A 12,821-nucleotide genomic window follows, 5' to 3' on the forward strand; every position below is an offset into this window, starting at 1 on the left:
TCTCACAAAACATAGCGCAACTTAGCATCACTGCTAAGACAGTCCGCAAGCTCTTAACTTGCGTCCCAACATACACTCCAAGCAAAAAAGTGCACATTTCGGCGATCCTCCCTATTCCTGCTTCTCCATGTTTGCTTCACTCCACAGGGTTAATGATTCTCGCGACCTCTACCTCATTGATTGAGGCATCTCGTATTCAGTTATTTATACAAAAAAAGTTTACGATACTCGAGAGGCTTTGTCAATCTATAACTGCTGTTTTTTGAAAAAATACTGATAAATATAGAAATCTTTACTTTTACCGAAAAAACAATCAAAATGTGAATCATCTATCCATTGCAAACGATAGTATAATTATACACAAAAATGTATGTAATACAATAAAAAAAGAACTAGAACAGAAAATTTCCTGTGTCCAGTTCCATCTCGATCATTTAAGCTGCCGCTTTCTTTGGCTCACGTCCTAGGATCGCTTGCAAAAGAACAACGACGCCATAAATGGCTAATATTAGATAAATCAAACTTGAGTATTGGGTGATTCCCCAGCCCCATGTTCGATATACGGCTAATGTAATGGCTAAAACAATTGCGGCAATCACGTTGAATAAAGCAAAAGCCCAAAGATTTCCATTTTCTTTGCGTACAAGATAAAAAACAGAGAAATAAACGCTTAACGCTAACCAGGCGATACAAGCCAGAATAACGCCCCAATAAATAAAGAATGGTAACATATCGATTCACCTCACTTTTATACAGCAGTATTGTAACACGTTTTCATTCTTTTGTCAGTGAACATTGTGATAAATTACTCAAATGCCCATAACACTTTTTTATTCCCATTTTTCTGACTTTTCAACAATAAATTTGTTCGAGTATGGGCTATAATGGAAAGTGAGGTGACAAAACATGAAACAATTAACAGTAGACGAAGCAGCAAAAGAGATATTAGCTTATCAGCAAATTACATTTTTGACCGGTGCAGGGGTATCCACACCTTCTGGAGTGCCAGACTATCGATCTTTGTCAGGAATCTACCACGGGATGGAGCAGCCGGAATACTTGCTGAGTCATCAAGCAATGGTGAATGAACCGGATAAATTCTATCAATTTGTCAAAAAGATTTATCATCCTGAAGCAAAACCCAATATCATTCATTTGGAAATAGCACATCTAGCGAAAGAAAAAAATGTTTGGGTTGTTTCCCAAAACATCGACGGTTTGCACGCAAAGGCTAAAAGCCCGCAACTCGTCAATTTTCATGGGAGTCTGTATCAATGTCATTGTCGAAAATGTCAACAAACGGTAGACTGGAAAGAATATCTTCACAGCGACAAACATCAAGCATGCGGAGGACAAATACGCCCAGACATCGTGTTATATGGTGAAGGGTTTCAAGATGGAGTCATGGAGCAGGCGGCTTATGCCGTCAGCCAAGCAGAGCTGATCGTCATTGTTGGAACGAGTTTTCAAGTTCATCCGTTTTGTGATCTGGTACAGTTTCGCCAGCCGTCAGCCAAAATCTTAGTAATCAATCAAACGCCTGTTTATTTAGCGGAGCCTTATACGTTTATTCAAGAAGACGGAGCGGTTGTTTTCAAAAAAATACAAGAATTAGGAGCAGATTATGACTGAATTCAAAACCGAAAAAGAAAAAATGATTGCAGGCGAGCTTTATTTTGCCAATGATCCTGAGCTGGTTGCCGACCGTATGTTTGCAAGAAGTCAAAGCCAAATCATCAACCAAGCAGAATCAGCGGAACTGCGATCCCAATTGTTGAAAGAGACTTTTGGCCGTACAGGGAAAAAAATCTATATGGAGCCAGTTATCAATTTTGATTACGGATATAATATATTTGTTGGGGAGAATTTTTATGCAAATTTCAATTGTACATTTTTAGATGTCAGCACGATTGAAATCGGTGATAACTGCATGTTCGCTCCGAATGTCCAGCTTTACACGGCGACGCATCCACTACATCCAGTGAAACGTAACAGCGGTCTGGAGTACGCAAAACCCATTAAAATCGGTAATAATGTTTGGTTAGGCGGAGGAGTTATCGTCACGCCGGGTGTCACTCTAGGGGACAACGTAGTAGTCGGCGCAGGTTCGGTTGTGACCAAATCTTTTCCCGACAATGTAGTGATTGCAGGAAATCCTGCTCGTATCATCAAGACAGTAGAGGAAGAACTAACAGAAGAGTCTCTTGAAACATTACGTCATAAGATCGATATGATCGATCGAGAGTTGGTTGCTTTATTAGAAAAAAGAATGGATACGGTAACTAAAATAGGACAAGTGAAAAAAGAAGAAAACCAAGCAGTTTATGATGCAAAAAGAGAGCAGCAAGTATTGGATAAAGTTGTTAGTCTGCTGAAAAATAAGGGATATAAGGAAACAATAACAGACACGTATGTTGATTTGATGAAACACTCGCGCGAATACCAAAACAAAATGAAGGAGGAATAAGTGTGATCGAAGGAGAGACACGGCGAAAACAAATCATGCAAACCTTGGCAAATACAGAAAAACCAGTGAGTGCTAGCAAGTTTGCGAAAACTTTTGGAGTCAGCCGTCAGATCATTGTAGGCGATATTGCTTTACTACGAGCTGCAGGTAAAAGTATCGTGGCAACAGCAAGAGGTTATATCCTCGAAACAGAAGAAACCAATACTGGGCACATCAGTAAAATCGCTGTCCAGCATGGAAAAGATCAAACAGAAGAAGAACTGAGACTAATCGTTGAAAATGGTGGTGAAATCATTGATGTAATTGTGGAACATCCCCTTTACGGTGAGTTAGCAGGAACTTTGCACATCAAAACGCCACAAGATATCGATTCCTTTATGAGACGTTATCAAAAAAGTAATGCTACTTTGTTATCCGAATTAACAGGCGGCATCCATCTGCATACGATCCGCTACCCAGAAAAGCATATGCTGAAAATCATCAAACAAAAACTAGCTGAAGCAGGAATCCTCTACGAAGGATAACATCGTAGCTGCTACTTTTTATCCTAGAAACTATTCTATCATCTCTGAGATAAACACCCATATGGAAGAAATAAGAAAAAATAAGAAAAGATGCGTATCCAATACACAGAATTTTTTGGAATTGCGATTTCTAGATGTCTATCTAAATTTCGATTAGTGGAGAAACATAAAAAAGGGAAGTGCAGCTTTTGAGCACTCCCCTTTTTTATAAAGCTTTCTTGTAGCATAGTATCGAAGGAACCTGCCAATTCTCTACTCGATTACCAATACGCCTTCTTTTAGTGCAAATGGATTTTGATCGTTGATGTGGTCATAGAACATCACACCGTTGATATGGTCGATTTCATGTTGAACGACGATTGATTCATAATTCTTCAAACGAATCTTGTGTTTTTCACCATTCATATCATAATAAGACACAGTGATTTTGGCATGGCGAACAACATATCCTGGTACTTCTCGATCAACAGATAAACAGCCTTCACCTTCCCCTAAACAAGCATCTTGAACAGAATGGCTCAAAATTTTAGGATTATACATAACAGTACTTAGAGAAGGTCCATCTGCCTCTGGGTCAGGACTTGGTACGTGAACAGCAATGATTCTTTTAGAAATATCTAATTGAGGAGCAGCTAAGCCAACACCGCCTCGTAAGTGTAGTTCTTCAGCTTTGATTGGATCTTGGCTGTTTTTTAAGAACTCAAGCATCTCTTTTCCTAAAGAGATATCTTCTTCGCTTAATGGAAGAGAAACTTCTTTTGCAACTTCGCGTAAGGTCGGATTTCCTTCACGAATGATATCATCCATTGTAATCATGGAATATGTACCCCTTTCTTAAAAGACTGTGTTTCAAGTCTATTTTCGCATTATAGTTTACCACAAAAATGGAAAAGTAGTAGTAAGATTGTTTGAAAACTACCTTTTCTTAATGATTAACTACTTGATTTTCAACCCGGTTTCAGGTAAAGTATAGCTGTGTGCTCTAGGCACATGACCTGCCACTTGGTTAAGCGAATCACCAACGTTTTACTCAGTCGCAGGGGAATAATCGAAAGAGGTGAAAGAAATGGCAATTTCAAAAGAACGCAAGAATGAAATCATCAACGAATACGCTCGCCATGAAGGGGATACTGGTTCTCCAGAAGTACAAATCGCTGTATTAACTGAAGAAATCAACCACTTGAATGAACATGCACGCGTGCACAAAAAAGACCATCATTCATACCGCGGCCTAATGAAAAAAGTTGGTCACCGCCGTAACTTGTTAGCTTACTTACGTAAAACTGACGTTCAACGTTACCGCGAATTGATCAAACGTTTAGGCTTGCGTCGTTAATTTTAGTCAAAAAGAGTGGGATTCACATGAATCTCACTTTTTTTACTCGTATATCAATTAAGTAAAATTCCGTGATCAAGCTAGATGGACTCCTACTAACCAAATGAAAGCTGCTCAAAAGACGGCTTTCGGCAGTTTTCATTTGTTTAGTAGCGTCTTGCTTTCACGAGAAGGAAAAGGAGAAGTTATGTCAGAAAAACAAGTATTCAAAACGACATGGGGCGGCCGTCCCTTACAAATCGAAGTCGGTCAGCTAGCAAAACAAGCAAACGGAGCCGTTTTAGTCCGTTATGGAGATACAGTAGTCTTAAGTGCAGCTGTGGCCTCTAAAGAAGCAAAAGATACAGACTTTTTCCCATTAACGATCAATTATGAAGAAAAAATGTATGCAGCAGGGAAAATCCCTGGAGGTTTCATCAAACGAGAAGGCCGTCCAAGTACGGAAGCAACATTGACTGCCCGTTTGATCGACCGTCCAATTCGCCCGATGTTTGCAGAAGGCTTCCGTAATGAAGTCCAAGTAACGAACATCGTGATGAGTGTAGAAACAGACTGCTCGCCAGCTATGGCAGCAATGCTAGGTTCTTCTTTAGCACTATCAATCTCAGATATCCCATTTGACGGCCCAATCGCAGGCGTAGAAGTTGGTCGTGTAAATGGCGAGTACGTCTTGAATCCAACAGTAGAACAAGCAGAACAAACAGATATCGAATTGACTGTTGCCGGAACGAAACAAGCCATCAATATGGTTGAAAGCGGCGCGAAAGAAGTTTCAGAAGAAGACATGCTTGGTGCATTGCTGTTTGGTTTTGACGCTATCAAAGAGTTAGTTGCTTTCCAAGAAGAAATCGTTCAAGCAGTAGGGAAAGAAAAAATGGAAGTGACTTTACTGCAAGTTGATGAAGTATTGAAAAAAGAAATCTTTGATGCTTCTTACGCTACAATGAAAGCAGCAGTAATGACTGAAGAAAAACTTGCTCGCGAAGATAATATCGAGCAGGTGAAGATCGATATCCGCGAAGCTTATGCTGAGAAATTTGCAGGTCATGAAGATGAAGATCACTTGTTGAAAGAAGTTAAACAAATCACAGAAGATCTTGAAAAAGATGTCGTACGTGAATTGATCACCATCGATAAGATCCGTCCTGACGGGCGTAAATTGGATGAAATCCGTCCATTGTCATCAGAGGTCAGCTTATTGCCACGTGTACATGGATCAGGTTTGTTCACACGAGGACAAACACAAGCTTTATCAGCTTGTACACTCGCACCTCTAGGAGAGCACCAAATCATTGATGGTTTAGGGGTGGAAGTCAGCAAACGATTCATCCACCACTACAATTTCCCTCAATTTTCTGTTGGTTCTACAGGACGTGCAGGCTCTCCAGGGCGTCGGGAAATCGGACATGGCGCATTAGGTGAACGTGCGTTAGCACAAGTAATCCCTTCAGAAGAAGAATTTCCTTATACGATCCGTTTAGTAGCAGAAGTATTGGAATCAAATGGTTCTTCTTCCCAAGCAAGTATCTGTGCTGGCACATTAGCATTGATGGATGCAGGTGTACCAATCAAAGCACCAGTCGCCGGCATTGCGATGGGACTTGTTTCTGATGGTGAAAACTATACGATCCTAACTGATATCCAAGGGCTGGAAGATCATCTTGGCGATATGGACTTTAAAGTTGCCGGTACAAAAGATGGTATCACTGCTTTACAGATGGATATCAAGATTCAAGGAATCACAGAACAAATCCTAACTGAAGCATTAACTCAAGCAAAACAAGCACGTATGGAAATCTTAGAAGAATTGACTTCAACGATTGCTGCTCCACGTGAAGAATTAAGCCAATATGCACCAAAAATCGAAATGATCCAGATCGAACCTGCTAAAATCAAAGATGTTATCGGTAAAGGCGGCGATACGATCAACGGAATCATCGATGAAACTGGTGTGAAAATCGATATCGATCAAGATGGAAAAGTAAGTATTGCTTCAGCTGATGCAGAAATGATCAAAAAAGCTATCAAGATCATCGAAGATTTGACCAAAGAAGTCAAAGTTGGTGAAGTTTATCTAGGGAAAGTTGTCCGTATCGAAAAATTCGGTGCATTCGTCAACTTGATCAAAGGAAAAGATGGACTTGTCCATATTTCCCAATTAGCAAACGATCGTGTCAATAAAGTCGAAGATGTTGTTAAACTAGGTGATGAGATCCTTGTGAAAGTAACTGAAATCGATAAACAAGGACGCGTAAATCTGTCAAGAAAAGCAATGTTGAACGAAGATGGTTCAACGAAAAATGAAGAAAAATAATTTAATTCATAGGAATAATGTACTTGTGATCGTGAAGGTGACAGGGGGACAATAATTATTCGAAAAAAGGGGACTGTGACAAAAGCCGTGTCACAGTCCTTTTTTTGCGAATAAACGGCGTTCAAAAGCTTGCATCTGCGGTAATAAGTCCAGCCAAGTTAAAAACATTAGGAGCTGTTTTTACTTGGCTGTTCTTACTACTTGATGCAGAACAGCTTTTTTACAACCTCTCCAATAAACGATGTTCAATCAGCTGTCCCTCGATATTAGCTCAAAAAACGGCAAAATATGAGGAACTATTTTTCCGTTTGTTTCTCTAATACTCAGGTCAAACCGCTGATTTCACAACCTCTGATTCACGGTGTTCCAGAAGCAGCTTCTACGGAAATAAGCTGAACACTTTTGTTACAACTTCTTTTTTTCTGGAGTTTCTTGGCGCATATTTTTGGAGTCCTTCTGAATAAAGCGTAAAATAAAAGTGAGAAGTATGGATAAAGGAGGGAAAGGAGATGCTGAATTTTTTATGGTCGTTATTTATCGGCGGTATATTAGGTTTGATAGCTGGCGCAATTTTAGGAAAGGAAGTCCCGGGAGGCGTATCTGGAAATATCATTATCGGTTTTTTAGGTAGTTGGCTCGGCGAATTTTTACTAGGACCACTGGGACCGGAACTCGGCGGTTTTTATTTGATACCAGCATTATTGGGTGCAATTTTTTGTCTTGCTCTTTATTCATTTGTGGCAAGACGTATCAGAGAACGTCCAAAGAAAGAATAATTTTATTCAAATAAGTTGACACTTCAGTGTGTTACTTGGATAATTAGAAGCAATTTAGGAAAGCGGGTGTCATGGATAAGAATATCATCTATCATTCAAGCTTACCTAAAGGATATCCATATAACAAGAAATGAGGGAAAAACGTGGCAACAACGCACAATACCAAAAAGATATCAATGGCTGGCCTGCTTGTAGCGATGGGAGTCGTCTACGGAGACATCGGGACAAGTCCGCTTTACGTTATGAAATCGATTGTTGAAGATAATGGCGGATTGTCAGGAATCAATCCTGATTTTGTTATCGGATCAGTCTCATTGATTTTTTGGACATTGACTCTACTGACAACAATCAAATATGTCGTGATTGCATTGAATGCAGATAACCATGGTGAAGGTGGAATTTTCTCACTCTACACACTTGTCCGAAAAGGTGGGAAATATTTGATCATTCCTGCAATGATCGGAGGAGCTGCCTTACTAGCAGATGGGGTATTGACCCCTGCTGTGACGGTAACGACTGCGATTGAAGGCTTGCGAGGAATTCCGCAGTTTTTTGACCGGTTCGGTAATAACCAGAACGTGATCGTCATTATCACTTTAGTTATTATTTTTGTTTTATTCATGGTCCAACGCTTTGGTACAGATATTGTCGGAAAAGCATTCGGACCAATCATGTTCGCTTGGTTTACTTTTTTAGGCGTAATGGGATTAATGAACTTCAGTCAAGACTGGACAGTTATCCGTGCACTGAATCCTTATTATGCTATCCAGCTGCTTTTTAGTGCAGATAACAAATTAGGCTTGTTCATTCTTGGAAATATTTTCCTGGCTACGACAGGTGCAGAGGCGCTTTATTCCGATCTTGGACATGTCGGCAAACGAAATATTCGTCTGAGCTGGCCTTACGTCAAAATTTGTTTGGTTATCAATTATTTTGGGCAGGCTGCGTGGTTGTTGAATGTTTATCAAAACCCTGAAGCACAGCAAATCAAGAACCTGAATCCATTCTTCCAAATGATGCCTCAAAGTTGGATCGTGATCGGCGTTGCTTTTGCAACAGTCGCTGCAGTCATTGCTTCGCAAGCATTGATTACAGGTTCGTTTACGCTAGTTTCAGAAGCAATCAAGTTGAAACTGCTGCCTCGGTTAAAGATCATGTATCCTGGGAACAGTATCGGGCAAATGTATATCCCAGCAGTCAATCTGATTTTATGGATCGCCTGTTCTCTAGTGGTTGTCACATTCCGAACGTCTCATCATATGGAAGCTGCTTACGGTCTATCGATCACTGTGACGATGTTGATGACAACAGCACTGCTTTACTTTTATCTTATCCAAAATGGGCATTCTCGTTGGCTTGCATATTTAGTTACCTTTTTCTTCGGTGCGATAGAAGTCGTTTTCTTTATCTCAAGTGTTGTCAAATTCTTCCGAGGCGGTTTTGTAGCCGTTCTGATTGGTTTGATCATCTTAGTTGTGATGTTTATTTGGGAACAAGGGAACATTATTCGCGAATCGTCAACCGAGGATGTGTCTTTGAGAGATTATATCCCGCAGCTTAGAGAATTACGTGATGATACTTCTTTACCAATCTATCAGACAAATGTGGTCTTCTTGGTTCCTGATATGGCTGAAGATAAAGTTGGCCGACAGTTCATCTATTCGATTTTAGATAAACGGCCTAAAAGAGCACGAGTCTATTGGTTTGTTCATGTGGAAGTGACGGATGAGCCATATACGAAAGAATATCAAGTAGATATGATGGACACTGATTTTATTGTCCAAGTGAATCTGTTCTTAGGTTTCAGGGTTCAACAGGAAATCAACGTATATGTTCGCCAAGTCATCCATGATTTGATGAAACAAGGCCGTTTGCCAAAACAGCCACAAAGATACTCTCTGACACCAGGGCGAGAAGTTGGCGATTTCCAATTTGTCCTGATTGATGAAGTAGTTTCCAATGTGACAACTCTAGGAAAATGGCAACGTCAAATCATGCAGGCAAAACTGGCAATCAAAAAAATCGCTACCTCGCCAGAAACATGGTTTGGGCTAGAGTACAGCGAAGTAAAACATGAAACTGTTCCGCTTATCATTGGAAATACTCGGAAAACATGGTTGAAAGAGCGGTTGTGAAAGTAGCGCTTTGACCTGAACTAATGTCGAATGTCAGCTACTTGAACACCGTTTATCAGAGATCATGAAAAAGCTGTACTGCAACAAGCAGTAAGAACGAGCAGATAAAAACAGCTTCTCATGTTTTTCATCTGTTTGGGCTTAATGCCGCAGATGCAAGCTTTTGAATACCGTTTTTATCAGAGGTCATGAAAAAGCTGTTTAGCAACAAGTAACGCAATGATTTTGAAGTGATAAGGAGATGTGGCTGAAAAATGCCGCATCTCCTTTTTTATTCCTAAATATGAATACGCATTATTTTCAATCTTTTTGTAGAAAAAGGGTACAATAGAAAAAGAGAAAGGCGGGAGAATATGGTTATCAATTTCATTATTTTATTTTTGATGATTGCAATTACTTCATTTTTTGTAGCAAGTGAATTTGCTTTAGTGAAAATCAGACGATCAAGATTGGAACAACTAGAAAAGGAAAATGTAAAGAACGCCAAGCTAGCTCTTCATGTTACACACCATTTAGATAACTATTTATCAGCTAGTCAATTAGGAATTACGCTAACCGGTTTGATCATCGGGTGGGTCGGTGAAGGATCTGTCGCGGCTTTACTAGAACCAGTGATCGGTAAACTACCTTTTAGTTCGGCTATTAGCAGTACAATCTCTGTGGCGCTGGGATTTATTTTAGTTACGTATATCGATGTGGTTATTGGCGAACTGCTTCCTAAGAGCTATAGTATCGTCAATACGGAGAAGGTCGTCTTGTTCGTAGTTAAACCACTTCATTATTTTTATAAAGTAATGTTTCCTTTTATTTGGGTATTGAATCATTCAGCTGCAGGGCTAGGGAAGCTATTAGGTGTGCGTCTCGTATCTGAAGGAGAAGAGACATTGTCTCAAGAAGAGCTGACATTAGTCGCATTGAATTCTTATGAAAAAGGAGAGTTGACCAAAGAAGAATATCATTATTTGGAAAACGTGTTTGAATTTGATGATACCTTGGCAAAAGATATACAAGTAGACCGTACGTCCATGCAAGTATTCGAAGCTTCAGAAACCGTCAAAGAAGCGATAAAAGCTTCGATTGAACAAGGACATACTCGCTATCCGGTTATCTTAGAATCAAAAGACAATGTTTTAGGTTATGTCACCTTGCCAGATTTGATCAAGCAATCTTATAAAGATGACCAGCTGACAGTAGAACAGTTGATTGAAGAGCCGATCGTAACAACTGAAACGATCCCTATAAAAAAATTATTGACGATCATGCGAAAAAAGGGAAAGCATATTGCTATCTTAAAAGATGAATACGGAGGGACAAGCGGCTTAGTGACGATTGAAGATATTTTAGAAGAAATCGTCGGGGAAATCCGAGATGAGACAGATTTGGACGAAGCATTGATAGCGGAACAGTCAGATGGCTCTTATATCATCTCCGGCAAACTAACATTAGATGATTTCCAGCGTTATTTTCATGTAGAGATTCCAGAGTTTGAAGAAACGAATTTTACTACACTTGCGGGCTTTGCTTCTAGCCGATATAAAGAAATAAAAGCAGGAACAATCATTGAGATTGCATCATTCCGTTTCACGGTATTAGAATACCAGCATGCACATATCGATTATTTCAAAGTAGAGTCCACGGAAAGAAAAACAGAATAAAAGAAAAAAGGCTGTGACATTTTTTGTCACAGCCTTTTTGTTATCTAAAAAACCTGTTTTCGGTAAACGAAGAAGATATTTTCAATAAAAGTTTTCATTTTTAGCCGCAACGATTTCTTTTAATCAAGGCTATCTTGCTTCTGCATGTTCTAATGTGAAATGTTCCTCTTCACCCATGTGTTTCAATTGTTTCATCGAACGCATATAAGAGTAAAGCAACACGGCAACAGAACCGATCCAAGCTAAAGGAGAAGCTGCTGCTGCTCCTGGGTATCCCCACATTCCTGTAAGAACGATAGCTGCAAAAGAACGCATAAGCAATTCCATCATACCGGCGATCGTAGGGATCTTGCTTTGTCCAAGCCCTTGAAGTGTGTAGCGTAAAATGAACAGGACTGCTAAGATCCAGTAAAGAGACCCATTGATATTGAAGTAGGTTTGTGCTAATTCAAATACACGTGTTTCTGATGGGCTAACAAACAATTGAACAAAGAAATGACCGAAGAAAATGACGATAGCACCTGCTAAGAGACTAAATCCGACACTCATCAGTAAAGTTTGACGTACCCCTTGCAAGATTCGGCCATATTCTTTCGCACCATAGTTTTGTGCAGTGAAAGTTGCCATTGCAATACCAAATGACATCATCGGCTGATTTGCAAATTGGTCGATACGACCAGCAGCGGCTTGAGCAGCTACGACATCTGTCCCTAGACTATTTAGTGCTGCTTGTAACACGATAGCACCAACAGCGATGATCGAAGATTGAAACGCCATTGGCAAAGCAGCGTTTAGGTGTACAGCAAACTCTTCTTTTTCAAATTTGAAATCTTTTTTGCGTAACTGTAACAAAGGCATTTTTTTCTTGATATACACTAGACACAGTACGCTGGAAGAAACTTGTGCGATTACTGTAGCAATAGCTGCACCTTCCACACCCATGCCAAAATAGATAATAAAGATCAAATCAAGTACGACGTTGATGATGACCGCAATGATCAGAAAGAATAGTGGTGTGCGGCTGTCACCAAGTGCGCGAATGACATTAGAAAGCAAATTGAAACTGACTGATGCAAAGATCCCTAATAAAATAATTGAAATAAATGTTTGTGCTTGATCAAGTATTTCAGGAGGAGTTTGCATCAATTGAAGCATCGGACGAATAAACAGGAGACTTAGGACAGTTAAAATCACAGTGACGACAAGACTAATGACAACACTAGCAGCAAAACTTTTCTTCAGACCCCGATAATCTTTTGCACCGTAACGTTGTGCGGTAATAATGGCTAAACCAGCTGTTAAACCTTGGGCAAAGCCAATGATCAAAAATGTCAGGCTTCCAGTTGCACCAACCGCTGCCAGCGCATTTTTACCTAGCGTCTGACCCACGATGATCATATCGATCATATTGTAGAACTGCTGAAAAACATTTCCGATCAGTAAAGGAACAGTGAACATCAAAATCAGTTTAGCGGGGCTTCCTTTTGTTAAATCGCGCATCTTTTAAACTCCTTATATCTTTAAAATTTAGTTAGTAGTATATAGCGTTTATCCTGAGAATACCAATTAGAAATCAATGATAATTTATGAAACTCCATAAAAAGAAGCCAAGAA

The 12,821-nt window shown here is 39.8% G+C and carries 11 protein-coding genes and 1 riboswitch; of the genes, 8 read left to right on the forward strand and 3 right to left on the reverse strand.

What is annotated here, in order from left to right; genetic code table 11:
* Positions 1 to 4: 4 nt before the first annotated feature.
* A riboswitch (Lysine riboswitch) is annotated at positions 5 to 179 on the reverse strand.
* Positions 180 to 434: 255 nt separating this feature from the next.
* The gene (locus IGL70_RS00775) at positions 435 to 731 is read right to left on the reverse strand and encodes a hypothetical protein (RefSeq protein ID WP_002293448.1); all 297 of its coding nucleotides are present in this window, start codon (positions 729 to 731) and stop codon (positions 435 to 437) included.
* Positions 732 to 906: 175 nt separating this feature from the next.
* Here IGL70_RS00775 and IGL70_RS00780 point away from each other — a divergent pair, with 175 nt between their 5' ends.
* The 3 genes from IGL70_RS00780 to IGL70_RS00790 are packed head-to-tail and all read left to right on the forward strand — an operon-like array spanning position 907 to position 2,991.
* Positions 907 to 1,632 (forward strand): NAD-dependent protein deacylase, encoded by a 726-nt coding sequence (locus tag IGL70_RS00780; RefSeq protein ID WP_002297083.1) that lies wholly within the window; start codon positions 907 to 909, stop codon positions 1,630 to 1,632.
* On the forward strand, positions 1,625 to 2,467 hold the full coding sequence (locus IGL70_RS00785) for a chorismate mutase (RefSeq protein ID WP_002294234.1): 843 nt from the start codon (positions 1,625 to 1,627) through the stop codon (positions 2,465 to 2,467). Before IGL70_RS00780 ends, IGL70_RS00785 begins: the two co-directional genes overlap by 8 nt.
* Positions 2,468 to 2,469: 2 nt before the next feature.
* Positions 2,470 to 2,991 (forward strand): transcription repressor NadR, encoded by a 522-nt coding sequence (locus IGL70_RS00790; RefSeq protein ID WP_087626231.1) that lies wholly within the window; start codon positions 2,470 to 2,472, stop codon positions 2,989 to 2,991.
* Positions 2,992 to 3,243: 252 nt separating this feature from the next.
* Here IGL70_RS00790 and def read toward each other — a convergent pair whose 3' ends face one another.
* Positions 3,244 to 3,807 carry a peptide deformylase gene (gene def, locus IGL70_RS00795; protein WP_002289284.1) on the reverse strand — a complete coding sequence of 188 codons (564 nt, stop codon included), beginning with the start codon at positions 3,805 to 3,807 and terminating at the stop codon, positions 3,244 to 3,246.
* 250 nt (positions 3,808 to 4,057) lie between these two features.
* On the opposite strand from def, the gene rpsO reads away from it, so the two are divergent.
* The 5 genes from rpsO (at position 4,058) to IGL70_RS00820 (ending at position 11,207) form a co-directional block, all read left to right on the forward strand.
* Positions 4,058 to 4,327: a 30S ribosomal protein S15 gene (gene rpsO, locus IGL70_RS00800; RefSeq protein WP_002289282.1), complete on the forward strand. Its 270-nt coding sequence runs from the start codon at positions 4,058 to 4,060 to the stop codon at positions 4,325 to 4,327.
* A gap of 187 nt (positions 4,328 to 4,514) precedes the next feature.
* Positions 4,515 to 6,641, forward strand: a complete 2,127-nt coding sequence (pnp, locus tag IGL70_RS00805) for a polyribonucleotide nucleotidyltransferase (protein ID WP_002297086.1) — start codon at positions 4,515 to 4,517, stop codon at positions 6,639 to 6,641.
* A 509-nt stretch (positions 6,642 to 7,150) separates the two neighbouring features.
* Positions 7,151 to 7,417 (forward strand): GlsB/YeaQ/YmgE family stress response membrane protein, encoded by a 267-nt coding sequence (locus IGL70_RS00810; RefSeq protein WP_002289280.1) that lies wholly within the window; start codon positions 7,151 to 7,153, stop codon positions 7,415 to 7,417.
* 143 nt (positions 7,418 to 7,560) lie between these two features.
* On the forward strand, positions 7,561 to 9,552 hold the full coding sequence (locus IGL70_RS00815) for a KUP/HAK/KT family potassium transporter (RefSeq protein WP_002289279.1): 1,992 nt from the start codon (positions 7,561 to 7,563) through the stop codon (positions 9,550 to 9,552).
* Positions 9,553 to 9,905: 353 nt separating this feature from the next.
* Positions 9,906 to 11,207, forward strand: coding sequence for a hemolysin family protein (locus IGL70_RS00820; protein WP_002294228.1), 1,302 nt, complete (start codon positions 9,906 to 9,908; stop codon positions 11,205 to 11,207).
* Positions 11,208 to 11,336: 129 nt separating this feature from the next.
* Here IGL70_RS00820 and IGL70_RS00825 read toward each other — a convergent pair whose 3' ends face one another.
* The gene (locus IGL70_RS00825) at positions 11,337 to 12,707 is read right to left on the reverse strand and encodes an MATE family efflux transporter (protein ID WP_002289277.1); all 1,371 of its coding nucleotides are present in this window, start codon (positions 12,705 to 12,707) and stop codon (positions 11,337 to 11,339) included.
* Between the last annotated feature and the right edge of the window lie 114 nt (positions 12,708 to 12,821).

It is taken from the genome of Enterococcus sp. DIV0901a (assembly GCF_051711525.1).
Lineage (GTDB): Bacteria > Bacillota > Bacilli > Lactobacillales > Enterococcaceae > Enterococcus_B > Enterococcus_B faecium.